Below are 24692 nucleotides of genomic sequence, written 5' to 3' on the forward strand. Positions count from 1 at the left end.
GAGACGTTTGATGCTGCAGTCACAACGCGCCAGGCGCATGCCTCAGGCGGGAACGTAGCTGATTGAGTGCTCCAGCGACTGGCTGTGGCTGTCGATAAGCACGTTCCAGGTGCCGCTGTAGGGCACAGTCATATACGCGCTGTCCCGATCCTGCACGCTCAGCACATCCGCGTGGCTGTCGCCTGGAACCTTCGCGCTCATCAGGTGAATATGGCAGGGCTCTGAACAACGAACCACCAGCGTATCACCGCCAAACAACGTCAAACTTGCTTTTACCATTGCCATTTTCCTACCCCGTATTTGTCAGCCCACGGCATCCTGCCCGTTCAATCCTGCGCGTGATATTGTTCACACTTTGCTCATGGCATAACACCAAATGGGGAAGATACGGATGATGATTTTGATCAAAAAAAAGGATAAAGATTAAACAAAAATGATGTTGTTCCTGAAAGCATTCAGCTGGCATATCTTTTAACGCAATAAACGATGCCAGCCTGACATTTAATCCTGCTAAAGAGGGTTAACTCAGAAGGTCAGGACTTTATCCGCCGCCAGCGTCCACTGCGCCAGCTCAACCAGCGTGCCGATCTCAACGCCATCGATCAGCGGCAGGGAGGTTATCCCCCGGCCGTCGGTGCAGGTTTTGCACAGCTTCACCGGCACGTTCTGCGCGGTGAGGATCTCCAGCATCTGCTGAATGTTATAGCCTTCCGCCGGTTTTTGACCGCGCAGCCCGGCGGTAACCGCGTCGGACATTAAAAACACCTTCAGCGTCAGTTCGGACTGCTGTTCGCGCAGGGCAATCGCCAGGCGCAGGCTGTTGAACAGGGATTCGCTACCGTAGGCAGCGCCGTTGGCGATAAGCACAATACTTTGCATAAGGACTCCTTTGTATAAGGCACGGTTATTGCTTGGCTGAAGTATAAAGCGTTAACCCTGGAGAGAGCATGAATAATACGGCCGGCACCGTGCCTGAAGCAAACGACTGGTTCCAACATGCGCGCCAGCTCCAGAAGCAGCAGCTGCGGCAGCTGGCGCAGCAGGGCGCGCTGGCCAATCAGATAAGCGCCCTGGTGCATATGCTGCAGTGCGAGCGCGGAGCCTCCAATATCTGGCTATGTTCCGGCGGCCGGCTCTACGCCGCGGAGTGTCGCGCCGGCGGGGCGCTGGTAAATGAGCAGCTGGTCGTCTTTCGCCAGGCGCTGGAGCCGGCGAGCGCCAGCGCCAGCAGCGCCCTGTGCTGGCGCATCGCCAGCGCGGTATGGTACCTCGGGCAGCTTCCCGCCCTGCGCGAGGCCGTGCGCCAGCGCACTATTGCCGCCGAAGAGGCAACCGGCCAGTTCAGCCGCATTATCCGACATCTGCTGAATATCGTCCCGCAGCTCAATGACAGCATCGACGATCCGCAGATAGCCGGAGGGATGGTGGCGCTCTACAGCTTTATGCAGGGCAAGGAGCTGGTGGGTCAGGAGCGCGCGCTGGGGGCGCTGGGCTTTACCCGCGGTCAGTTCAGCGACGAGCTGCGCCAGCTGCTGGTGGACCGTATCGACGGACAGCAGCCGTGCTTTGACAGCTTTCTGGCCCTGGCCGACGCGGCGCAGACCGCGCTGTTTAATGCGCAGTGCCAGGCCAGCATCGAAATAGAGCAGCTTCGGCGTATCGCCTGTACCCGTCAGCCCTCGGAGGACAACGGCGAGACGGCGCTACGCTGGTTCTGCGCCCAGACGCAGCGTCTGGAGCTGATGCGCGGTCTGGAAGAGCGGCTGATTAGCGATCTGCTCGATGCAGTCGATCGGCTGCTGCAGGGGAGTGGACCGGAGATGCCGCCCGACCGCTGGCTGGAAGAGGATGGCGGCGATGACGTTGCGCGACGGCTGGACAGGCAGCTGCTGCCGCTGGTTCGCCAGCAGGCGTATGAGCTGCAGCAGCTCTCCGGCCAGCTGGCGTCGCTAAAAGATAGTCTCGAAGAGCGCAAGGTCATTGAGAAGGCCAAAAGCGTCCTGATGTCCCATCAGGGAATGAATGAAGAGCAGGCCTGGCAGGCGCTGCGCAAGATGGCGATGGATAAGAATCAGCGGATGGTTGAAATCGCCCGCGCGCTGCTGATGGTCAAGTCATTATGGCCGCTAACCCCAAAGGAGTAGGTGCACAATGGGCGGGCATTTTGTGCCTGTCGACGGTGCAACTTTTGCCCCGACAGCCGCTTTTGCAGGGAGGAAACGCGCCAAAAGCGGCCATAGGGAAAACTGGCATCCCGTTTGCATTAGCTAAATCGAGTTAGTTCACCATTTTTGGGCAGCAGGCCAACGGCGGCATGCGGGTCCATGGATAAAGGCGTCCTGCAGTGCGTAAGCACTGTCGGGCGCTTTTTTTTTGCGCGTTCTGGAGCGGGTATGGGCGATAAGATTTCGATGACACGGCGGCGTTTTCTACAGGCAGGGGCCGCGCTTGGCGGCGCGATGCTGCTGCCTGGGCTGATGCAGTCCGCGTGGGCGGCAGGCTCCGATAAGCCGGAGCAAACCACCGTGCGGGTGGGCTTTATTCCGCTAACCGACTGTGCGCCTTTGGCGATCGCGTCGCTGAAAGGCTTTGATAAAAAATATGGCATTACCCTTGTGCCGACCAAAGAGGCCAGCTGGGCGGCGGTGCGCGACAAGCTGATCTCCGGCGAGCTGGATGCGGCGCATATCCTCTACGGCCTGCTGTACGGCCTTGAGCTGGGTATTGCCAGCAAACCGCAGTCCATGGCCAACCTGATGACCCTCAACCGCAACGGGCAGGCCATCACCCTGTCACGGGACCTGCAGGACAAAGGCGCGACCGATCTTCCAGGCCTGAAGCGGCTGATTGGCCAGAGCGCGCCGGGTAGCTACACCTTTGCCCATACCTTTCCTACCGGCACCCACGCGATGTGGCTCTATTACTGGCTCGCCAGCGGTGGCATCAATCCGTTCGACGATGTGCGCACCGTCGTCGTGCCGCCGCCGCAGATGGTGATGAACATGCGGATCGGCAACATGGTGGGCTTCTGCGTCGGCGAGCCGTGGAACGCGCGGGCCATCAACGATCGCATCGGTTTTACCGCCGCCACCTCTCAGGAGATCTGGCCGGATCATCCGGAAAAAATTCTCGGCACCCGCAGCGAGTGGGTGGAGCGTAATCCGAATACCGCCCGGGCGCTGGTTGCGGCGGTGATGGAGGCCTCGCGCTGGATAGAGGCTTCGCCAGAGAACACCCGCGAGACGGCGCGCATTCTGGCGAAACGCGCGTGGCTGAATACCAAAGAGCAGTACCTCACCGGGCGGATGCTGGGTGAATACAACAACGGACTGGGGCGCAGCTGGCAGGACGCGCACCCGATTCGTTTCTACGATCGCGGAGAAGTTAGCTTCCCGTGGCTGTCGGATGGCATGTGGTTCATGACCCAGTTCCGACGCTGGGGGCTGCTGAAAGCGGCGCCGGATTATCAGGCGGTGGCGCAGCGTATTAACCGAATTGACGTATGGAAAGAGGCGGCGCAGGCCGTTGGCGGCATTAGCGCGCCGGCTCAGGTGATGCGCAGCAGCACATTGATGGACGGAACGGTCTGGACGGGGGCCGATCCTGAAGGCTACGCCCGCGGCTTTGCGATTCAACGTATGGGGGCATGAGATGAAACACGCGCAAAAAAATAGTACCCAACCCGCAGTCGCCAGCGCTGAAAAAGCGCCGGGCGAAGTCATTATCCTGCCGCCGGTGCAGGTCCGGCGGCCAACGCCCGCCGTCACGCGCTGGCTGCGCGAAGGCGTCCAGCGGGTGCTGCCGCCGCTGCTGGGGCTGGGGCTACTCCTGTTCTGCTGGCAGATGGCGGCGATTAACGGCAAAGGCTTCCCGACGCCGCTCAGCACGCTTGATTCGGCGCTGACGCTGTTTGCCGACCCGTTTTATCAGGACGGCCCTAACGACATGGGTATCGGCTGGAACGTGCTGGCCTCGCTGCAGCGCGTGGCGGTGGGCTTCGGCCTCGCGGCGCTGGTCGGCATTCCGCTGGGCTTCCTGATTGGTCGTTCGCTGTTCTTCGCCCGCATGTTTAATCCGCTGATCGCGCTGCTGCGTCCGGTCAGCCCGCTGGCCTGGCTGCCAATCGGCCTGCTGCTGTTCCAGAAAGCGGAGCCTGCGTCGAGCTGGACCATCTTTATCTGCTCCATCTGGCCGATGGTGATCAACACCGCCGAAGGCGTCCGGCGGATCCCGCAGGACTACCTGAACGTGGCGCGCGTTTTGCAGCTTTCCGAATGGACGGTGATGCGCCGCATTCTCTTCCCGGCGGTGCTGCCCGCCGTGCTGACCGGGGTGCGCCTGTCGATAGGCATCGCCTGGCTGGTGATTGTCGCCGCTGAAATGCTCACCGGCGGTCTGGGGATTGGGTTCTGGATCTGGAACGAATGGAACAACCTCAACGTGGAAAACATCATTATCGCCATCGTCATTATCGGCGTCGTCGGCCTGCTGCTTGAGCAGGGCCTCATGCTTATCGCCCGCCGCTTCAGCTGGCAGGAAAAATAGGAGTCGCTATGAAACCATTAATTCAGGTACAGGCCGTCAGCCAGCGTTTTAATACCGCCAGCGGCGAGTTTTTGGCTCTGCAAAACGTCTCCTTCGATATCTACGAAGGGGAAACCGTCAGCCTGATCGGCCACTCCGGCTGCGGCAAATCGACGCTGCTGAATCTGATTGCCGGGATTACGCTGCCGACGGAAGGAGGCCTGCTGTGCGATAACCGCGAAATCGCCGGGCCGGGGCCGGAGCGGGCGGTGGTGTTTCAAAACCACTCCCTGCTGCCGTGGCTGACCTGCTTTGACAACGTCGCGCTGGCGGTGGATCGGGTCTTTCGTCGCACCATGAGCAAGGCCGAGCGCCGGGAGTGGATTGAGCACAACCTCGACCGGGTGCAGATGGGCCATGCGCTGCACAAGCGCCCGGGAGAAATCTCAGGGGGAATGAAGCAGCGCGTGGGGATCGCCAGGGCACTGGCGATGAAGCCAAAGGTGCTGCTGCTGGATGAACCCTTCGGCGCGCTCGACGCCCTGACCCGTGCCCATCTGCAGGATGCGGTCATGCAAATTCAGCAGGCGCTGAACACCACCATCGTGATGATTACCCACGACGTTGATGAGGCGGTGCTGCTGTCGGACCGGGTGATGATGATGACCAACGGCCCGGCGGCGACGGTCGGTGAAATCCTCGATATCAATCTGCCCCGGCCGCGCAATCGCGTGCAGCTGGCGGACGATAGCCGCTATCACCACCTGCGCCAGCAGATCCTGCATTTCCTCTACGAAAAACAGCCGAAAGCGGCGTAGGGGGCGGCGATGAAGCGGCAACTGGTGATTATCGGCAACGGGATGGCGGCCACCCGATTAGCCCAAACGCTGGCGGCGCGGGCGGACGGCGCGTTTCACATCACGATTATCGGGGATGAGCCTTGCCAGGCCTATAACCGCATCCAGCTGTCGCCGGTGCTGGGGGGCGAAAAAACGCTGGCCCAGACGCTGCTGCTGCCCGCGCAGTGGTATCAGCAGCACGACGTGACGGTACGGACCGGGGAGAGGGTTGAGGCCGTCGACGTGCGGGCGCAAACCTTGCGCACCACCCGGGGCGAGCTGCGCTGGGATGAGCTGATTTTCGCCACCGGCTCGCAGGCGACGATCCCGCCGCTGGCGGGCGCCGGGCTGCCGCACGTTTACGCCTTTCGCACGTTTGCCGACGTCGAGGCCATTCTGGCGATCGGCGGTCCGGCGGTGGTGATTGGCGGCGGCGTGCTGGGCGTCGAGGCGGCCGCCGCGCTGCGCCGTTCCGGCGATGAGGTCACTTTACTGCACCGCGGCGAGTGGCTGATGGAGCAGCAAACCGATGCGTTCGCCGGCCAGCAGCTGCAGAGCCAGCTGGAGGCGCGGGGAATTGGCTGCGTGGTGGCCTGCCGTATCGCGGCCATTCGCGAGCGCGACGTGGTGCTGGAGGATGGCAGAACCTTCGCCGCCAGCCGCGTGGTGCTGGCAACCGGCGTACGTCCCAATATTGAGCTGGCGCAGCGCAGCGGCCTTGAGTGCCGACGGGGAATTGTCGTCGATCGCCAGATGGCGACCGCGCTGCCGGGCGTCAGCGCGATTGGCGAATGCTGTGAAATTGACGGCCGCACCTGGGGGCTGGTGGCGCCCTGTCTGCGCCAGGCCGAAGTGCTGGCCGCAAGGCTATGCGCGACGCCGGGGGCCGATTTTAGCTGGCAGGACAGCGGGACCCGCCTGAAGGTGACCGGTATTGAGCTGTTCAGCGCCGGAGAGCAGCTGGCCGGCGAACGGGATGAGCAGTGGACCAGCTGGGATCCGCTGGCCCAACACTACCGCCGACTGCTGCTGCGAGACGGCAAGCTGCGCGGCGTTTTATTGCTCGGCGACTGCGCGAACGCGGCGCCGCTGACGGCACAGCTGGGAACCAGCGCGCCGCCGGAATGGCTTTTTGACCCTTCTTCAACGCAGCCGCGCGCTGCAGGACAAATCACGATGACAAAACCTGTTTTGGTGCTGATCGGACACGGCATGGTCGGCCACCACTTTCTTGAGCAATGCGTCAGCCGTAACCTGCATCAACAGTATCGTATCGTGGTGTTTTGCGAAGAGCGCTACGCCGCCTATGACCGGGTGCATCTGTCGGAATATTTTGCCGGCCGCAGCGCGGAATCGCTGTCGCTGGTGGAGGGCGACTTCTTTACCGACAACGGGATTGAGCTGCGCCTCAGCGAGCCGGTTGCCGCCATTGACCGCGATGCGCGGGTGGTTCGCGATGCTCACGGCCATGAAACCCACTGGGACAAGCTGGTGCTGGCAACCGGCTCTTACCCCTTCGTTCCGCAGATGCCGGGCCACGATCTTGACGGCTGCTTCGTCTACCGTACGCTGGACGATCTTGACCGGATTGCCGCCTGCGCCAGCGGGGCGAAACGCGGGGTGGTGATTGGCGGCGGCCTGCTGGGGCTGGAGGCCGCCAATGCGCTCAAGCAGCTGGGGCTGGAAACTCACGTGGTGGAGTTTGCGCCGAACCTGATGGCGGTGCAGCTGGACGGCCCGGGAGCGGCCATGCTGCGGGAAAAAATTAGCAATATTGGCGTCGGAGTGCATACCAGCAAGGCGACCCAGCAGATCGTCCGCGAGGCCAACGGGCTGGCGCTTAACTTTGCCGACGGCGGCTCGCTCAGCACCGATATGGTGGTGTTCTCCGCCGGTATCCGCCCGCAGGACGCGCTGGCGCGTAGCAGCGGGCTGGCGGTGGGTGAGCGGGGCGGTATCTGCATCGACGATCGCTGCCGCACCTCCGACCCGGACGTGCTGGCCATCGGCGAGTGCGCCCTGTGGGAGAATAAAATTTACGGCCTGGTGGCGCCGGGCTACCAGATGGCGAGAACGGCGGCGGCGGATCTGGCCGGAGAAGAGGCGCGCTTCGGCGGGGCGGATATGAGCACCAAGCTCAAGCTGCTGGGTATCGACGTCGCCTCCTTCGGCGACGCTCAGGGCCGCACGCCCGGTAGCCAGAGCTATCAGTGGACCCACGGACCGGAGCAGATCTATAAAAAAATCGTCGTCAGCGAGGATGGCAAAAAGCTGCTTGGCGGCGTGCTGGTGGGCGACGCCAGCGATTACGCCACCCTGCTGCAGATGATGCTCAACGACATGGCGCTGCCGTCGCGCCCGGAAAGCCTGATTTTGCCAGCCCTTGAGGGCAGCGCGCCGAAGGCGCTCGGCGTGGCGGCGCTGCCGGACAGCGCACAAATCTGCTCCTGCCATAACGTCAGTAAAGGCGATATTTGCCAGGCGGTCAGCGGCGGCGCGGGTGATATGGCGGCGATCAAAAGCTGTACCAAAGCCGCGACCGGCTGCGGCGGCTGCAGCGCGCTGGTCAAGCAGGTCATGGAGTATCAGCTTTCGGCCCAGGGCGTCGAGGTCAAAAAGGACGTCTGCGAGCACTTCCCGTGGTCGCGGCAGGAGATTTATCACCTCGTGCGCGTCAACCACATCCATACCTTTGAACAGCTGATTGCCCGCTACGGCCAGGGGCACGGCTGCGAAATTTGTAAGCCGCTGGTGGCCTCGGTGCTGGCCTCCTGCTGGAACGAATATCTGCTGAAGCCGGCGCATTTGCCGCTGCAGGATACTAACGACCGCTACTTCGCCAACATTCAGAAGGACGGCACCTATTCGGTGGTTCCGCGCATGGCGGCCGGCGAGGTGACGCCGGACGGCCTGATTGCTATCGGGCAGATTGCTAAACGCTACCAGCTGTACAGCAAAATTACCGGCGGCCAGCGGATCGACCTCTTTGGCGCCCGTCTGGAAGAGCTGCCGGCTATCTGGCGCGAGCTGGCTGATGCCGGGTTTGAAACCGGCCACGCCTACGGTAAATCCTTGCGCACGGTGAAGTCCTGCGTCGGCTCCACCTGGTGCCGCTACGGTGTGCAGGATTCGACCGGCCTGGCGGTGACCCTCGAACATCGCTACAAGGGCCTGCGCGCGCCGCATAAGATCAAAATGGCGGTCTCCGGCTGCACGCGTGAATGCGCCGAGGCGCAGGGCAAAGATATCGGGGTGATCGCCACCGAAAAGGGCTGGAATCTTTACGTCTGCGGCAACGGCGGCATGAAGCCGCGCCACGCGGACCTGTTTGCCAGCGATATCGACGACGCGACGCTGATCCGCACCGTCGACCGCCTGCTGATGTTCTATATCCGCACCGCCGATCGCCTGCAGCGAACCAGCACCTGGCTGGACAACCTTGAGGGCGGCATCGACTATCTGCGCAAGGTGATCCTCGAGGACAGCCTCGGGATCGGCGAAGAGCTGGAGCAGGAGATGGCGCGGGTGGTGGACAGCTACCAGTGCGAGTGGCAAACCACCCTTAACGATCCGCAGCGCCTGTCGCTGTTCCGCTCCTATGTCAACAGCGAGCAGCCGGACGATGCGGTGCAGCGCCAGCCGCTCCGCGGCCAGCCGCAGCCGGTGGCGGCGCCGGTGCTGCATGAAGGCGCGCCTTCGGCTCGTCCGTGGCAGGCGATTTGCGATCTCGAGGCGATCCCCGCCGAGGCCGGGATCGGCGCGCGGCTCGGCGAGCGGCAGATAGCGCTGTTCCGCTTTGGCGAGCAGATTTACGCGCTCGATAATCTCGAGCCCGGCAGCGACGCCAACGTGCTGTCGCGCGGGATCCTCGGCGACGCCGGAGGAGAGCCGATCGTCATCTCCCCGCTCTATAAACAGCGCATTCGCCTGCGCGACGGCCGCGCCTGCGACGGCGGCGAGCAGGCGGTACGCGCCTGGCCGGTAAAAGTGGAGAACGGCAAAGTGTGGGTGGGCAACCAGGTTCTGCTGGCGCGCGCGGAGGCTTCCTGATGGCGGAGACCCGAACTACCTGCCCCTACTGCGGAGTGGGCTGCGGCGTGCTGGCTGAGGTCGATGCCGCGGGCCAGGTCAGCGTGCGGGGCGATGCCGAACATCCGGCCAACCTCGGACGCCTGTGCGTAAAGGGCGCGGCGCTCGGGGAGACCACCGCCCTCGCCGGGCGGCTGCTGACGCCGGAGCTGGATGATAATCCCGTCGGCTGGTCGCAGGCGCTGGCCGCCGCGGGTTCGCGGCTGCGGGAGATCGTCGACCGCTACGGGCCGCAGGCGGTGGCGTTCTATGCCTCCGGCCAGCTGCTGACCGAGGACTACTACGCCGCCAACAAGCTGATGAAGGGCTTTATCGGCGCGGCCAATATCGATACCAACTCGCGGCTGTGCATGTCCTCGGCGGTGACGGGCTACAAGCGGGCCTTTGGCGCAGACGTGGTGCCGTGCAGCTATGAAGATGTCGAGAACAGCGATCTGGTGGTGCTGGTGGGCTCAAATGCCGCCTGGGCGCATCCGGTGCTTTATCAACGTCTGGTGCAGGCGAAGCGCGACAATCCGCAGCTGCGGGTGGTGGTTATCGATCCCCGGCGCACCGCGACCTGCGATATTGCCGATGCGCACCTGGCGCTGGCGCCCGGCAGCGACGGCGGCCTGTTCGTCGGCCTGCTGAACGCCATTGCCGGTGACGGACCGCTGGCCGGCGATTTTAGCGACCAGCAGCAGGCGCTGGCGGCGGCGCAGATGTGGGACGTGTCTACCGTCGCCGAATTCTGCGGCCTTGAGCCGCAGCAGGTGGCCGATTTTTATCGCGACTTTATCACCGCGCCGCGCGCCGTCACCCTCTACACCATGGGGATTAACCAGTCGGCCAGCGGCAGCGATAAGTGCAATGCCATCATTAACGTTCACCTGGCGAGCGGTAAATATGGCCGCCCGGGATGCGGACCGTTTTCGCTGACCGGACAGCCAAATGCGATGGGCGGTCGTGAGGTGGGCGGGCTGGCAACCATGCTGGCGGCGCACATGAACTTCGAACCGCAGGATTTACATCGCCTCTCGCGCTTCTGGGGTACCGAACGGCTGGCGCAGACGCCGGGGCTGACGGCGGTGGATCTGTTTGCCGCCATTGGGCGCGGCGAGGTGAAGGCGGTATGGATAATGGGCACCAACCCGGTGGTTTCGCTGCCGGATAGCCACGCGGTGAGTCAGGCGCTGGCCGCCTGTCCGCTGGTTATCGTCTCCGACGTTGCCGCTGACACCGATACCGGCCGCTTTGCCCATATTCGTTTTCCGGCGCTGGCGTGGGGCGAAAAGAACGGTACCGTCACCAATTCGGAGCGCCGTATCTCCCGCCAGCGCAGCTTTCTGCCGCCGCCGGGCGAGGCGAGGGCCGACTGGTGGATAATCGCCCGTGTCGCGGCCGAGCTGGGCTTTAGCGAGGCCTTTGCCTGGCAGCACGCGCACGACGTCTTCAGCGAACACGCCGCGCTGTCAGGGTTCGAGAATGACGGCCAGCGGGCGTTTGATATCGGCGGGCTGGCCAGCCTGAGCCGCGAGGAGTGGGACAACCTGGCGCCGGTATGCTGGCCGGTCAGCCGCAGCACCGCCGCGCTGAACCTGCACCGGGGCTGGCACCGCGATGGCAAGCTGCGCATGGTGCCGGTGACGCCGCAGGGCACCCGCGCCGAAACCGACGCTTTCTATCCGCTGATCCTCAACAGCGGGCGCATCCGCGATCAGTGGCACACCATGACCCGCACCGGAACCGTGCCGCGTCTGATGCAGCATATTGCCGAACCGGTGGTGGAGGTGGCTCCGGCTGATGCCCGCCGCTGGCAGCTGCGGGAGGGGGAGCTGGCTCGGATCTGGTCGCGCAACGGCGTCATGGTCGCCAAAGTGCTTATCAGCGACGGGCAGCGCCGCGGCTCGCTGTTTGTACCGATGCACTGGAATAATCAGTTTGCCCGCCAGGGGCGGGTGAATAATCTGCTGGCGGCGGTGACCGACCCACACTCCGGCCAGCCGGAGAGCAAGCAGGTGGCGGTGGCAATTGCCGCCTGGCTTCCGGCCTGGTACGGCGAGCTGTTCTGCCGTCAGCCGGTTCCGCTGCCGGAATGGCTCCACTGGCGCCGGCGAGCGGCGGTGGGGCTTACACATCTCTCGCTGGCGGGGGATAAAAGCCCGCGCGCCTGGCTTACCGACTGGTGCCAGCGCCAGGGCTGGCAGGTCCAGATTGCCGAGGCCGGCGCGCTGTGGAATCTGCTGGCGTGGCACGAGGGCGCCCTGATGCTGGGCTGGTGGAGCGACGCCCGCGAACCCGCGGTGAAGAGCGAATGGATTATCGCCGCCTTTAGCTCGCCGCCAGCGACGGCCGAGCTTCGCCACGCGCTGCTAAGCGGCAGAAAAGGGGGCGACGTCGCGCCGCGCGGGCGGATCATCTGCAGCTGCTTTAGCGTCGGCGAACGGGCGATCGTCGAGGCCATCGCCGGGGGCTGCCGCACGCCAGCCGAGCTGGGGGAGAAGCTAAAATGCGGCACCAACTGCGGCTCCTGTATCCCGGAACTGAAAGCGCTGTTAACGGAAGATAAGGCCCGGGCGTAAGATTCAGCATATTCCTGAAATTGGCCAAAGGGCTGCGGGCGATGGCAAAAAACGGTAAACTTAGGTTCTGTTGCCATCCTTCGCGAGCTGACGTCATCCGTTTCATGCCCTGGTCATTCCGCCTTACGCCACTTCTCCCCGTACTCCTGCTGCTGGCCGGCGCACCGGTTCGTGCCCTGCAGGGAAGCAACGCCTTCAGCGAGAAACAGACGGCGCTGCCCGATCTCGGCATCGCTCCCCAGCTCGATCAGGATGCGCAGCATTTTGCCGAAATGGCGAAGAAATTCGGCGAAGCCAGCATGAGCGATAATGGCCTTACAACCGGCGAGCAGGCGCGGATGTTTGCGATCGGCAGGATTGGCTCCGAGGTCAGCCAGCAGCTGGAGAGCTGGCTATCGCCGTGGGGCAACGCCAACGTCGATTTGCTGGTGGATAAGGAGGGGCACTTTACCGGCAGCAAGGGCAGCTGGTTTGTGCCGCTGCAGGATAACGGCGACTTCCTCACCTGGAACCAGTACTCGGTGACCCAGCGCGATAGCGGCCTGGTGGGTAATATCGGCCTGGGGCAGCGCTGGCGGGTTGGAACGTGGCTGCTGGGCTATAACTCCTTCTACGACAAGGTGCTGGATGAGCGCCTGGCGCGCGGCAGCATCGGGGCCGAGGCGTGGGGAGAGTCGGTGCGCCTGTCGGCTAATTACTACCACCCGGTGGGGAGCTGGCAGCAGGGCGACAGCCTGACTCAGGAGCAGCGGATGGCAAGCGGCTACGACGTCACGGCCCAGGCGCGGCTGCCGTTTTATCAGCATATTAATACCAGCGTCAGCGTTGAGCAGTATTTCGGCGACAGCGTTGACCTGTTCCATTCCGGGACCGGCTACCATAACCCGGTGGCGGTATCGGTGGGGCTCAACTACACCCCGGTTCCGCTGGTCACGGTGACGGCGAAGCATAAGCAGGGTGAAAGCGGGCTTAGCCAGAATAACGTCGGGCTGAAGCTGAACTATCGCTTCGGGGTGCCGTTAAAGCAGCAGCTGGCGGCCGATGAGGTGGCAATCAGCCGCTCCCTACGCGGCAGCCGCTACGACAGCCCGGAGCGCGATAATTTGCCGGTGGTCGAGTATCGTCAGCGTAAATCGCTGTCGGCCTATCTGGCGACGCCGCCGTGGGATCTGCAGTCGGGGGAAACGGTGCAGCTTAAGCTGCAGATTCGTAGCCTGCATGGAATTAAGTCGCTGAAGTGGCAAGGGGATACGCAGCTGCTGAGTCTGACGTCGCCGGTAGATGCCAATAGCCCTGACGGCTGGAGCGTGATTTTGCCGGCCTGGAGCGGTGAACCCGGCGCGACCAACCTGTGGCATCTGTCGGTGGTGGTTGAAGATAAAACGGGTCAGCGCGTCTCTTCCAATGAGATCGCACTGGCGCTGACCGAGCCGCTGGTAAAATTCTCGGCCCAGGGCGTATCCTGGCGAGAACTGCCCTAGAAAACGCGCTCCTGGTGTACCCAAACCGCGGCTTCGACGCGCGATTTCAGCTTCATTTTCTTCAGCATATGCTTAACGTGTACTTTCACGGTGCTTTCGGTTATCTCCAGACGGCGCGCGATCATTTTGTTCGGCAGGCCCTGGGCGATAAGCTTGAGGATATCGCGCTCGCGCGGGGTCAGCTGGCTGATATCGCGGTCCGAGGTGGCGCGGTTGGCGCGCAGGCTAGCCGCCAGCACCGGCGTTAACGCCTCGCTCAGCACCATCTCACCGGCAGCCGCCTGCTGCAGAGCCTTAAGCAGATCTTCCGGCTCCATATCCTTGAGCAGGTAGCCGTCGGCGCCGCGTTTTAAGGCGGTGACCACGTCCTCTTCATGGTTGGAGACGCTGAATACCACCACCCGGCCAGAGAGTGATTTCTCGCGCAGCTTATCGAGGGTTTCCAGGCCGTTCATGCCCGGCATGTTGAGATCCAGCAGGATCAGGTCTGGATCCAGCGACTCCGCCAGCGCAATACCTTGTTCGCCGTTGCTGGCTTCGCCGATCACCTGAATGTCGGATGCCATACTAACCAGCTGTTTAACGCCGGTGCGCAGCATCGGGTGATCGTCAATGAGAAGGATGGTTGCCCGTTCCTGTTGACTCATGGGGTTCTCCTATTGGATTGAAAACGATTTTTCCGGGATAAAAGTGACGACCACTTCGGTACCGCCCGTCTCGCGACGGCGTACCTGGCAGTCTCCGCGCAAGCTCTGGGCGCGATCCCGCATAATAATTAAACCGTAATGGTTACTCCGTTCGGCATGGTCTGGTACGCCGCGGCCATTATCCGCCACCACCAGCCTGACCTGATTATCCCGCAGCGACACGGTTACGGTGACCTCCGTCGCTTTGGCGTGCTTCAGCGCATTACTGAGCGCCTCGCGGGCGATTTGCAGCACATGGATCGCCTGGTGCGAGGGAACGAAACGCGGCGGCAGCTGGTAGTCCAGCCTGACCGTAAAGCCGAAATGGGCGCTGTATTCCATGCAGCTGGCTTCCAGCGCCGGACGCAGTCCCGGTTCGGTTAACTGTAGCCGGAAGGTGGTCAGCAGCTCGCGAAGCTGGGCCCAGGAGGTGTTCAGCTCGTTACGGATCTGACCCAGCAGCTGGCGACTCTCTTCCGGTAAATGTTCTCCCTGCATCTGCAGACAGCTTACCTGCATCTTCATGCAGGAGAGCGACTGGGCAATCGAGTCGTGCAGTTCGCGCGCGATAGTGGCGCGCTCCTCCATCACGATCAGCTGCTGCTGATGCTCCTGATGCCTGTCCAGCGCCAGCGTCGAGGTCAGCTGTTCGACCAGGGTATCCACCAGCTGCTGCTGATCGTGGCTCAGATGGCGGCCTGCCGGCAGAGTGGCCAGCAAAATGCCGTACTGGTTATGGGCATCAGAGAGTCGCCACTTCAGCGTTGCCCCGCCGTCGGGCAGCGGAGGCAGATCGCGCGGGCATAAATAACAGCCTTTATCATCGCAGTGTAAATCTGAATGACAGGCGAATTCCTGATGGTTGTCTTCATCTTCGAGGTCATAGACCCTGACTTCAATATCGCGCAGCAGCGTCAGCCCCTGCAGGCCGTTAAGCACCGGCGAGATCCGCTCGCAGAGCGGGGCGCTGGAGTGCAGTCGGCGGTTGGCCTGCCACAAAAAAGCGAGGATTTCGTTTTTCTGCTCCAGACCGGCGGTTTTTTCCTGTACCCGCCGCTCGAGTATGGAATAGCTCTCCGCCAGCTCTTCCGACATGTTGTTCAGCGCCATCCCGAGGGTGGCCATTTCATCGCGTCCGCGGATGCGCACGCGCTGGGTAAAGTCGCGATGGCTTATCGCACGAGCCATCTCCAGCAGCTGCTTCCACGGACGCAGCAGCCGCGCCCGCAGCCAGACGATGGTGAACAGAAACAGCAGCGCCATGCCGCAGCCAAGGATCCGCTGGATCCAGACCACGTGCCTGATGCGCCGTTCGGTCGTATGGTCAAAGGCGGTGACCAGATGGTCTATACGGTCGACAAAGCTGGCGACGTCGGTGGCGACGGTCGCCTGATTCTGCGCGTGCCGCATCCCCGGCGCCAGCTCCTGCTGCCAGTAGTGCTGCAGCGCTTTCAGCTGGTTTTGCTGGCCGTCCCGCAGGGCGGCGTTCTGCAGCTCTTCGCTAAATACGGTGGCGGTCATCTCGTCGATAAGCCTGTCGTCGCTCTCGTTGAGCGGCACCGCGGCCAGCAGGCGGTAGCTCTGCATTCTCAGCGAGCCCGCTTTATTAATCGCGTGTGCGCTTCCCTGGACGCCGTGCACCAGCCGCGCGGAGATGCCGATCCCCGTGACGCCAATGGCCGTCGAAAGCAGGACAATCAGCGCCAGTTGATTCACCAGCGTGAGCGGGGTAAAAAGACGTTTTAACATAGCGTGCGTGGCTCCTGACCGGCAAACCATCCGGGAGTGGGACCTATTCTCGGATATCCGATGGAGTATACCCATACCCATAAAGGATTACCCCTTAATTGTCGGTGGTAGGTAGCCTGCCTGGAGGGGATAGGTGAATGCGGGCAGCCTCGTGAAAAACCACACTTTTTTTGGCGAAAATAACTACTCCCTTCGAGTGATGATTTTTTTTTAAGCAAATTGGTGACAACTTTTCCTTTGATTTATATCAACTTACTGCCGCCTGTAACCCCTAATGTGTCTGCGGGATATATGAATAATCAGAGGTATATATGAGTCAATCTTCCCTCCCGGAGAAGACTACCACTTCAGTCATCACCGACTGGCGTCCGGAAGATCCTGAGTTTTGGCAGCAGCGCGGTCACCGCGTCGCCAGCCGCAACCTGTGGATCTCCGTGCCGTGTCTTTTGCTGGCGTTTTGCGTTTGGATGTTGTTCAGTGCCGTGGCCGTTAACCTTAATAAGGTTGGCTTTCAGTTTACGACCGATCAGTTATTTATGCTGACCGCGCTGCCGGCGCTGTCTGGCGCGCTGCTCCGCGTGCCTTACGCGTTCATGGTACCGCTGTTCGGCGGCCGCCGTTGGACGGCATTCAGTACCGGGATCATGATAGTGCCTTGCGTCTGGCTGGGCTTCGCGGTGCAGGATACCTCTACGCCGTTCAGCGTCTTCGTTATCATCTCCCTGCTGTGCGGTTTTGCCGGGGCAAACTTTGCTTCCAGCATGGCGAACATCAGCTTCTTCTTCCCGAAACAGAAGCAGGGCGGCGCGCTGGGTATTAACGGCGGTCTTGGCAACATGGGCGTCAGCGTCATGCAGCTGGTTGCACCGCTGGTGGTTTCTCTGTCTATTTTCGCCGTCTTCGGCGGGACCGGCACCGAGCAGCCGGATGGCTCAATTCTGTATCTCGAAAACGCGGCCTGGATTTGGGTTCCGTTCCTTGTCGTCCTGACTCTGGCGGCATGGTTCTTTATGAACGACCTGTCAGCATCAAAAGCTTCACTCAGGGAGCAGCTGCCGGTGCTCAAGCGTGCGCATCTGTGGATTATGGCGCTGCTGTATCTGGCAACCTTCGGCTCGTTTATCGGCTTCTCCGCCGGTTTTGCGATGCTGTCCAAAACGCAGTTCCCGGACGTGCAGATCCTGCACTATGCCTTCTTCGGGCCGTTTATTGGCGCCCTGGCGCGCTCTACCGGCGGGGCTATCTCCGACCGTCTGGGCGGGACCCGCGTGACGCTGATTAACTTCGTGGTGATGGCCATCTTCTGCGGTCTGCTGTTCCTGACGCTGCCAACGCACGGTGAAGGCGGTAATTTTATCGCGTTCTTCGGCGTGTTCATGGTGCTGTTCCTGACCGCCGGGCTGGGTAGCGCGTCTACCTTCCAGATGATTTCGGTTATTTTCCGTAAAATGACCACCGATCGGGTGAAGGCGCAGGGCGGTAGCGAAGCGCAGGCGATGCGTGAAGCGGCGACTGATACGGCGGCGGCGCTGGGCTTTATCTCAGCGATCGGCGCGATTGGCGGCTTCTTCATTCCGAAGGCGTTCGGTATCTCTCTGGACCTGACCGGTTCTCCGGCGGGGGCGATGAAGGTCTTCCTCGTGTTCTATATCGCCTGCGTAGTCATTACCTGGCTGGTTTACGGACGTAAGCAGAAGTCCTAAGCGACGAGCTTTACCGCTATAAGGCGCAACCTGATTTGCGCCTTTTTTTTACCCCGCAAGTAGTTACAGCATACTATCGTGTGGCGCTGCTCCGGCAAGGCGCATCGGTCCGGCAAAATATTCCCCTGTTTTGCGCTCTACCCCTTAATACCTATGGGGATATTGCCCGCGCTGCAAATAGCGAGCTTTCTCATAAAAATCCTTTAAAAACAGAGTGATAAAAAACAAAAAAAGATACTACTAAGGTGGTATTCGTCCGTTTTGCCGATGTTCATAAGGCATTTCGTATTGATCGTTATCAATTCTCTCCCTCTTTCATAGCGTTACCTTCGCTGCAAATCCAGCAATGTCGATTTATCAGAGAGCCGTCAGGCTCCAAACAGGAGAAACCCATGAGTAAATTCCTGGACCGGTTTCGCTACTTCAAACAGAAGGGCGAGACCTTTGCCGATGGGCACGGCCAGCTTCTACACACCAACCGGGACTGGGAGGATGGATACCGCCAGCGTTGGCAGCATGACAAAATCGTGCGTTCCACTCACGGTGTGAACTGCACCGGCTCATGCAGCTGGAAAATTTATGTCAAAAATGGCCTCGTCACCTGGGAAACCCAGCAGACGGACTATCCGCGTACCCGCCCGGACCTGCCCAATCATGAACCGCGCGGCTGCCCGCGTGGCGCCAGCTACTCCTGGTACCTCTACAGCGCCAACCGCCTGAAATATCCGCTGATGCGTAAGCGCCTGATGAAAATGTGGCGTGAGGCTAAGGTTCAGCACAGCGATCCGGTTGCGGCATGGGCTTCGATTATTGAAGATGCTGATAAAGCGAAAAGCTTTAAGCAGGCCCGCGGTCGCGGCGGTTTCGTACGCTCCTCCTGGCAGGAAGTGAACGAGCTGATTGCCGCGTCCAACGTTTATACCGTCAAAACCTACGGCCCTGACCGCGTGGCGGGCTTCTCGCCGATCCCGGCGATGTCGATGGTTTCCTACGCTTCCGGCGCGCGCTACCTGTCGCTGATTGGCGGTACCTGCCTGAGCTTCTACGACTGGTACTGTGACCTTCCGCCGGCCTCTCCGCAGACCTGGGGCGAGCAGACCGACGTACCCGAATCCGCCGACTGGTATAACTCGAACTACATTATCGCCTGGGGTTCTAACGTTCCGCAGACCCGTACCCCGGATGCGCACTTCTTTACCGAAGTCCGCTACAAAGGCACCAAAACCGTTGCTATCACCCCTGACTACGCCGAAATCGCCAAGCTGTGCGATCTGTGGCTGGCACCGAAGCAGGGTACCGATGCGGCGCTGGCGCTGGCGATGGGCCACGTTATGCTGCGCGAGTTCCATCTCGACAAACCGAGCCAGTACTTTACCGACTACGTCCGCCGCTACACCGACATGCCGCTGCTGGTGATGCTCGAAGAGCGCGACGGCTACTACGCGGCGGGCCGTATGCTGCGCGCTGCCGACCTCGTCGATTCGCTGGGCCAGGAAAACAACCCGGAATGGAAAACCGTGGCGATCAACGCCGACGGCAACATGGTTGCGCCGAACGGCTCAATCGGCTTCCGCTGGGGTGAAAAAGGCAAATGGAACCTCGAGCAGCGCGACGGCACATCCGGTGACGAAACTGAACTGCAGCTGAGCCTGCTGGGCAGTCAGGATGAGATCGCGCAGGTGGGCTTCCCGTACTTTGGCGGCGAAGGCACCGAACACTTCACCAGCGTTGAGCTGGAGAACATCCTGCTGCATAAGCTGCCGGTAAAACGCCTGCAGCTGGCGGATGGCAGCTCCGCTCTGGTGACTACCGTTTATGACCTGACCATGGCCAACTACGGCCTGGAGCGCGGTCTGGACGATGAAAACTGCGCCAAAAGCTACGATGACGTTAAGGCGTACACCCCGGCGTGGGCTGAAAAAATCACCGGCGTTGCTCGGGCCAACATCATTCGTACCGCCCGTGAGTTCGCCGATAACGCCGATAAGACGCACGGCCGCTCGATGATTATCGTCGGGGCCGGTCTGAACCACTGGTATCACCTCGATATGAACTATCGCGGTCTGATCAACATGCTGGTGTTCTGCGGCTGTGTCGGACAGAGCGGCGGCGGCTGGGCGCACTATGTGGGCCAGGAAAAGCTGCGTCCGCAGACCGGCTGGCAGCCGCTGGCGTTTGCCCTCGACTGGCAGCGTCCGGCGCGCCATATGAACAGTACTTCCTATTTCTATAACCACTCCAGCCAGTGGCGCTACGAGTCGGTCACCGCGCAGGAGCTGCTCTCTCCGCTGGCGGATAAATCGCGCTACACCGGCCATCTGCTGGACTTCAACGTTCGCGCCGAACGTATGGGCTGGCTGCCGTCCGCGCCGCAGCTTGGGACTAACCCGCTGCGCATCGCGGAAGAGGCGAAGAAAGCCGGCATGACGCCGGTTGACTACACCGTGAAGGCGCTGAAAGAAGGCACTATCCGCTTTGCAGCGGAGCAGCCGGAAAACGGTAAAAACCACCCGCGCAACCTGTTCATCTGGCGTTCTAACCTGCTGGGCTCTTCCGGTAAAGGTCATGAATATATGCTGAAGTACCTGCTGGGTACCGAGCACGGTATTCAGGGGATGGATCTCGGCAAGCAGGGCGGCGTCAAGCCGGAGGAAGTGGAATGGCAGGATAACGGCCTCGACGGCAAGCTGGACCTGGTGGTGACGCTGGACTTCCGCCTGTCGAGCACCTGTCTGTACTCCGATATCGTGCTGCCGACCGCAACCTGGTACGAAAAAGACGACATGAATACTTCGGATATGCATCCGTTTATTCACCCGCTGTCTGCCGCCGTCGACCCGGCCTGGGAATCGAAAAGCGACTGGGAAATCTACAAGGGCATCGCGAAGAAATTCTCCGAAGTCTGCGTGGGCCACCTCGGAAAAGAAACCGACGTGGTGACGCTGCCCATCCAGCACGACTCGGCCGCCGAACTGGCGCAGCCGTTCGACGTGAAGGACTGGAAAAAAGGCGAATGCGAGCTGATCCCAGGGAAAACCGCGCCGCACATTATTCCGGTTGAACGTGATTATCCGGCGACCTATGAGCGCTTTACCTCCATCGGGCCATTGATGGAAAAAATCGGTAACGGCGGTAAAGGGATTGCCTGGAACACCCAGAGCGAAATGGATCTGCTGCGTAAGCTCAACTACACCAAGGCAGAAGGCCCGGCGAAAGGCCAGCCGATGCTGGATACGGCGATTGACGCGGCTGAGATGATCCTCACCCTGGCCCCGGAAACCAACGGTCAGGTGGCGGTGAAAGCCTGGGCGGCGCTGAGCGAGTTTACCGGCCGTGACCATACGCATCTGGCGCTGAATAAAGAAGACGAGAAAATTCGCTTCCGCGATATTCAGGCGCAGCCGCGCAAGATTATCTCCAGCCCGACCTGGTCAGGACTGGAAGATGAGCACGTCTCCTATAACGCCGGCTACACCAACGTTCATGAGCTGATCCCGTGGCGTACGCTCTCTGGTCGTCAGTCCCTCTATCAGGACCACCAGTGGATGCGTGACTTCGGTGAAAGCCTGCTGGTGTACCGTCCGCCGATCGATACCCGCTCGGTGAAAGCGGTGATGGGTAAGAAATCAAACGGTAACCCTGAGAAGGCGCTGAACTTCCTGACGCCGCACCAGAAGTGGGGTATTCACTCGACCTACAGCGACAACCTGCTGATGCTGACCCTCGGTCGCGGTGGGCCCATCGTGTGGATGAGCGAAGTGGATGCCAAAGAGATGGGCATTGAAGATAACGACTGGATTGAAGTCTTCAACAATAACGGCGCCCTGACCGCACGTGCGGTAGTAAGCCAGCGCGTGCCGGCCGGAATGACCATGATGTACCACGCGCAGGAACGTATTGTGAACCTGCCGGGTTCTGAAATTACCGGCCAGCGCGGTGGGATCCATAACTCGGTGACCCGCATTACGCCGAAACCGACGCATATGATCGGCGGCTATGGGCACCTGGCATACGGCTTCAACTACTACGGCACCGTCGGATCGAACCGCGATGAGTTTGTGGTGGTACGTAAGATGAAGAACATTAACTGGCTGGATGGCGAAGGCAATGACCAGGTACAGGAGAGCGTAAAATGAAAATTCGTTCACAAGTCGGCATGGTGCTGAATCTCGATAAATGCATCGGCTGTCATACCTGCTCAGTCACCTGTAAAAACGTCTGGACCAGCCGTGAAGGGACCGAGTACGCCTGGTTCAACAACGTTGAAACCAAGCCGGGCCTCGGTTTCCCGACCGACTGGGAAAACCAGGAAAAATGGAAGGGCGGTTGGGTTCGTAAGATCAACGGCAAGCTGCAGCCACGCATGGGTAACCGCGCGATGCTGCTGGGTAAAATCTTCGCTAACCCGCATCTGCCGGGTATCGACGACTACTACGAGCCGTTTGATTTTGACTACCAGACGCTGCATAACGCGCCGGCCGATAGCAAAGCGCAGCCGATCGCGCGTCCGCGCTCGCTGATCACCGGCCAGCGCATGAATAAGATCGTCAAGGGTCCGAACTGGGAAGACGATCTGGGCGGTGAGTTCGAGAAGCTATCGAAAGATAAGAACTTCGAGAACATGCAGAAGGCGATGTACGGCCAGTTCGAAAACACCTTCATGATGTATCTGCCGCGCCTGTGTGAGCACTGTCTCAACCCGGCGTGCGTGGCGACCTGTCCGAGCGGCGCTATCTACAAGCGTGAGGAAGACGGCATCGTACTGATCGACCAGGACAAGTGCCGCGGCTGGCGTATGTGTATCACCGGCTGCCCGTACAAGAAGATCTACTTCAACTGGAAGAGCGGTAAGTCTGAGAAATGCATCTTCTGCTACCCGCGCATCGAAGCGGGTCAGCCGACCGTGTGTTCAGAAACCTGCGTCGGCCGTATTCGCTACCTTGGCGTGCTGCTGTATGACGCGGATGCGATTGAAACCGCAGCGAGCACCGAAAACGAGAAAGATCTCTATCAGCGTCAGCTGGACGTGTTCCTCGATCCGCATGACCCGAAAGTTATCGAGCAGGCGCTGAAGGACGGCGTACCGCAGGGGGTTATAGACGCTGCCCAGAAGTCGCCGGTCTACAAGATGGCAATGGACTGGAAGCTGGCGCTGCCGCTGCATCCGGAATACCGCACGCTGCCGATGGTCTGGTACGTGCCGCCTCTGTCACCGATTCAGTCCGCGGCGGACGCCGGCGAGCTGGGAAGCAACGGTATTCTGCCGGACGTGGAAAGCCTGCGTATTCCGGTTCAGTACCTGGCAAACCTGCTGACCGCAGGCGATACCCAGCCGGTGCTGCTGGCGCTGAAGCGTATGCTGGCGATGCGTCACTTTAAACGCGCGGAAAGCGTTGATGGCGTAGTGGATACCCGCGCGCTGGAAGAAGTGGGTCTGAGCGAAGCCCAGGCGCAGGAGATGTATCGCTACCTGGCGATTGCCAACTACGAAGATCGTTTCGTGGTACCCAGCAGCCACCGCGAGCAGGCGCGCGACGCCTTCCCGGAAAAAAGCGGCTGCGGCTTCACCTTCGGCGACGGCTGCCACGGTTCGGACAGCCAGTTCAATCTGTTCAATAGCCGCCGCATCGACTCTATCGACGTGACCAGCAAAACGGAGCCGCACTCATGATTGAACTCGTGATCGTGTCGCGCCTGCTTGAGTATCCTGACGCTGCCCTGTGGCAGCATCAGCAGGAGATGCTGGAGGCGCTGGCGTCATCGGAAAAATTAGTCGCGGAGGATGCCCGCAAGCTGGGCGACTTCCTGCGCGACCTGACCGCCCGGGACGTGCTCGACGCTCAGGCGGATTACAGCGAGCTGTTTGACCGCGGACGGGCGACGTCGCTGCTGCTGTTCGAACATGTTCACGGCGAGTCCCGCGATCGCGGTCAGGCGATGGTCGATCTGATGGCGCAATACGAGCGCCATGGCCTGGAGCTCGACAGCAATGAGCTTCCTGACCACCTGCCGTTGTACCTGGAGTATCTGGCGCAGCTGCCGGAAGATGAAGCTATCGCCGGGCTGAAGGACGTGGCGCCGATTCTGGGTCTGCTAAGCGCTCGTCTGCAGCAGCGCGAAAGCCGCTATGCGGCGCTGTTCGAACTGCTGCTGAAGCTGGCGGATACCCGGGTTGATAGCCAGAAGGTTGCAGAAAAAATAGCCGACGAAGCCCGCGACGATACGCCGCAGGCGCTGGACGCGGTATGGGAAGAAGAACAGGTGAAATTCTTTGCCGATAAAGGCTGCGGCGAGTCAGAAATTGCCGCTCACCAGCGTCGTTTTGCCGGGGCCGTGGCCCCGCAATACTTGGATATCTCTAACGGAGGACCGCAATAATGCACTTCCTGAATATGTTCTTCTTTGACATCTACCCGTACATTGCCGGTTCGGTATTTCTGATCGGCAGCTGGCTGCGCTACGACTATGGTCAGTACACCTGGCGGGCCTCGTCCAGCCAGATGCTGGATCGCAAAGGGATGAACCTGGCGTCTAACCTGTTCCATATCGGGATCCTCGGTATCTTCGCCGGCCACTTCCTCGGAATGCTGACCCCGCACTGGATGTATGAGTCCTTCCTGCCGATGGACGTGAAGCAGAAGATGGCGATGATTGCCGGCGGTGCCAGCGGCGTGATGTGTCTGGTCGGCGGCGTGCTGCTGCTCAAGCGTCGCCTGTTCAGCCCGCGCGTGCGCGCAACCACCACGACCGCGGATATCCTGATCCTCTCGCTGCTGCTCGTTCAGTGCGCACTGGGTCTGCTGACGATCCCGTTCTCGGCGCAGCATATGGACGGTAGTGAAATGCTTAAGCTGGTAGGCTGGGCGCAGTCGGTGGTGACCTTCCACGGCGGAGCGTCACAGTATCTGGACGGCGTGGCGTTTGTGTTCCGCCTGCACCTGGTGCTGGGGATGACGATGTTCCTGCTGTTCCCGTTCTCCCGCCTGGTGCATATCTGGAGCGCGCCGGTAGAGTACCTGACGCGCAAATATCAGATTGTTCGCGCTCGTCGCTAGTTCAG

Annotated in this window: 16 protein-coding genes; 12 read left to right on the top strand and 4 right to left on the bottom strand. The window is 61.0% G+C overall.

What is annotated here, in order from left to right; all coding sequences use genetic code 11:
* Positions 1-42: 42 nt before the first annotated feature.
* Together HCK03_RS10450 and HCK03_RS10455 are read right to left on the bottom strand one after the other, a co-directional pair.
* A complete protein-coding gene (locus tag HCK03_RS10450; protein ID WP_041146094.1) occupies positions 43-285 on the bottom strand; it encodes a DUF1883 domain-containing protein in 243 nt (80 codons plus the stop codon).
* Between the two features lie 240 nt (positions 286-525).
* Complete coding sequence (locus HCK03_RS10455) at positions 526-879, bottom strand: DsrE/DsrF/TusD sulfur relay family protein (RefSeq protein WP_076947668.1); 354 nt, start codon at positions 877-879, stop codon at positions 526-528.
* A gap of 68 nt (positions 880-947) precedes the next feature.
* On the opposite strand from HCK03_RS10455, the gene nasR reads away from it, so the two are divergent.
* The 7 genes from nasR to HCK03_RS10490 all read left to right on the top strand — a co-directional run bounded on the left by nasR (position 948) and on the right by HCK03_RS10490 (position 13494).
* Positions 948-2144, top strand: coding sequence for a nitrate regulatory protein NasR (nasR, locus tag HCK03_RS10460; RefSeq protein ID WP_167691536.1), 1197 nt, complete (start codon positions 948-950; stop codon positions 2142-2144).
* 249 nt (positions 2145-2393) lie between these two features.
* Positions 2394-3650, top strand: a complete 1257-nt coding sequence (locus tag HCK03_RS10465) for a CmpA/NrtA family ABC transporter substrate-binding protein (RefSeq protein WP_123551852.1) — start codon at positions 2394-2396, stop codon at positions 3648-3650.
* A 1-nt stretch (position 3651) separates the two neighbouring features.
* Positions 3652-4545 carry a nitrate ABC transporter permease gene (gene ntrB / locus HCK03_RS10470; RefSeq protein ID WP_041146091.1) on the top strand — a complete coding sequence of 298 codons (894 nt, stop codon included), beginning with the start codon at positions 3652-3654 and terminating at the stop codon, positions 4543-4545.
* An 8-nt stretch (positions 4546-4553) separates the two neighbouring features.
* The gene (locus tag HCK03_RS10475) at positions 4554-5342 is read left to right on the top strand and encodes an ABC transporter ATP-binding protein (RefSeq protein ID WP_041146090.1); all 789 of its coding nucleotides are present in this window, start codon (positions 4554-4556) and stop codon (positions 5340-5342) included.
* A gap of 9 nt (positions 5343-5351) precedes the next feature.
* Positions 5352-9413: a nitrite reductase large subunit NirB gene (nirB, locus tag HCK03_RS10480; RefSeq protein WP_167691537.1), complete on the top strand. Its 4062-nt coding sequence runs from the start codon at positions 5352-5354 to the stop codon at positions 9411-9413.
* A complete protein-coding gene (locus HCK03_RS10485; RefSeq protein WP_167691538.1) occupies positions 9413-12013 on the top strand; it encodes a nitrate reductase in 2601 nt (866 codons plus the stop codon). The genes nirB and HCK03_RS10485 overlap by 1 nt, the downstream gene beginning before the upstream one ends.
* 104 nt (positions 12014-12117) lie before the next feature.
* On the top strand, positions 12118-13494 hold the full coding sequence (locus HCK03_RS10490; RefSeq protein WP_115192435.1) for a YchO/YchP family invasin: 1377 nt from the start codon (positions 12118-12120) through the stop codon (positions 13492-13494).
* Here HCK03_RS10490 and narL read toward each other — a convergent pair.
* Positions 13491-14141 carry a two-component system response regulator NarL gene (narL, locus tag HCK03_RS10495; protein ID WP_041146087.1) on the bottom strand — a complete coding sequence of 217 codons (651 nt, stop codon included), beginning with the start codon at positions 14139-14141 and terminating at the stop codon, positions 13491-13493. The two genes, HCK03_RS10490 and narL, sit on opposite strands and share 4 nt — an antisense overlap.
* A gap of 9 nt (positions 14142-14150) precedes the next feature.
* Entirely contained in the window at positions 14151-15929 is a 1779-nt protein-coding gene (narX, locus tag HCK03_RS10500; protein WP_167691539.1) for a nitrate/nitrite two-component system sensor histidine kinase NarX, read from the bottom strand.
* 311 nt (positions 15930-16240) lie between these two features.
* Here narX and HCK03_RS10505 point away from each other — a divergent pair, with 311 nt between their 5' ends.
* From HCK03_RS10505 to narI, 5 genes are all read left to right on the top strand, one after another.
* Positions 16241-17632 carry a NarK family nitrate/nitrite MFS transporter gene (locus tag HCK03_RS10505; RefSeq protein ID WP_041146085.1) on the top strand — a complete coding sequence of 464 codons (1392 nt, stop codon included), beginning with the start codon at positions 16241-16243 and terminating at the stop codon, positions 17630-17632.
* Positions 17633-18024: 392 nt separating this feature from the next.
* Positions 18025-21768, top strand: coding sequence for a nitrate reductase subunit alpha (locus tag HCK03_RS10510; protein WP_167691540.1), 3744 nt, complete (start codon positions 18025-18027; stop codon positions 21766-21768).
* Complete coding sequence (gene narH / locus HCK03_RS10515) at positions 21765-23303, top strand: nitrate reductase subunit beta (protein WP_041146083.1); 1539 nt, start codon at positions 21765-21767, stop codon at positions 23301-23303. The genes HCK03_RS10510 and narH overlap by 4 nt, the downstream gene beginning before the upstream one ends.
* Entirely contained in the window at positions 23300-24010 is a 711-nt protein-coding gene (gene narJ / locus HCK03_RS10520; protein ID WP_041146082.1) for a nitrate reductase molybdenum cofactor assembly chaperone, read from the top strand. The genes narH and narJ overlap by 4 nt, the downstream gene beginning before the upstream one ends.
* Positions 24010-24687 (top strand): respiratory nitrate reductase subunit gamma, encoded by a 678-nt coding sequence (gene narI / locus HCK03_RS10525; RefSeq protein WP_041146081.1) that lies wholly within the window; start codon positions 24010-24012, stop codon positions 24685-24687. The genes narJ and narI overlap by 1 nt, the downstream gene beginning before the upstream one ends.
* The last annotated feature ends 5 nt before the right edge of the window (positions 24688-24692 follow it).

This window comes from Klebsiella terrigena, from assembly GCF_012029655.1.
Lineage (GTDB): Bacteria > Pseudomonadota > Gammaproteobacteria > Enterobacterales > Enterobacteriaceae > Klebsiella > Klebsiella terrigena.

Bases quoted from the DNA above. Each gene is read 5' to 3' on its own strand.
- HCK03_RS10450 (WP_041146094.1), bottom strand. From the start codon at position 285: ATGGCAATGGTAAAAGCAAGTTTGACGTTGTTTGGCGGTGATACGCTG.
- HCK03_RS10455 (WP_076947668.1), bottom strand. From the start codon at position 879: ATGCAAAGTATTGTGCTTATCGCCAACGGCGCTGCCTACGGTAGCGAA.
- nasR (WP_167691536.1), top strand. From the start codon at position 948: ATGAATAATACGGCCGGCACCGTGCCTGAAGCAAACGACTGGTTCCAA.
- HCK03_RS10465 (WP_123551852.1), top strand. From the start codon at position 2,394: ATGGGCGATAAGATTTCGATGACACGGCGGCGTTTTCTACAGGCAGGG.
- ntrB (WP_041146091.1), top strand. From the start codon at position 3,652: ATGAAACACGCGCAAAAAAATAGTACCCAACCCGCAGTCGCCAGCGCT.
- HCK03_RS10475 (WP_041146090.1), top strand. From the start codon at position 4,554: ATGAAACCATTAATTCAGGTACAGGCCGTCAGCCAGCGTTTTAATACC.
- nirB (WP_167691537.1), top strand. From the start codon at position 5,352: ATGAAGCGGCAACTGGTGATTATCGGCAACGGGATGGCGGCCACCCGA.
- HCK03_RS10485 (WP_167691538.1), top strand. From the start codon at position 9,413: ATGGCGGAGACCCGAACTACCTGCCCCTACTGCGGAGTGGGCTGCGGC.
- HCK03_RS10490 (WP_115192435.1), top strand. From the start codon at position 12,118: ATGCCCTGGTCATTCCGCCTTACGCCACTTCTCCCCGTACTCCTGCTG.
- narL (WP_041146087.1), bottom strand. From the start codon at position 14,141: ATGAGTCAACAGGAACGGGCAACCATCCTTCTCATTGACGATCACCCG.
- narX (WP_167691539.1), bottom strand. From the start codon at position 15,929: ATGTTAAAACGTCTTTTTACCCCGCTCACGCTGGTGAATCAACTGGCG.
- HCK03_RS10505 (WP_041146085.1), top strand. From the start codon at position 16,241: ATGAGTCAATCTTCCCTCCCGGAGAAGACTACCACTTCAGTCATCACC.
- HCK03_RS10510 (WP_167691540.1), top strand. From the start codon at position 18,025: ATGAGTAAATTCCTGGACCGGTTTCGCTACTTCAAACAGAAGGGCGAG.
- narH (WP_041146083.1), top strand. From the start codon at position 21,765: ATGAAAATTCGTTCACAAGTCGGCATGGTGCTGAATCTCGATAAATGC.
- narJ (WP_041146082.1), top strand. From the start codon at position 23,300: ATGATTGAACTCGTGATCGTGTCGCGCCTGCTTGAGTATCCTGACGCT.
- narI (WP_041146081.1), top strand. From the start codon at position 24,010: ATGCACTTCCTGAATATGTTCTTCTTTGACATCTACCCGTACATTGCC.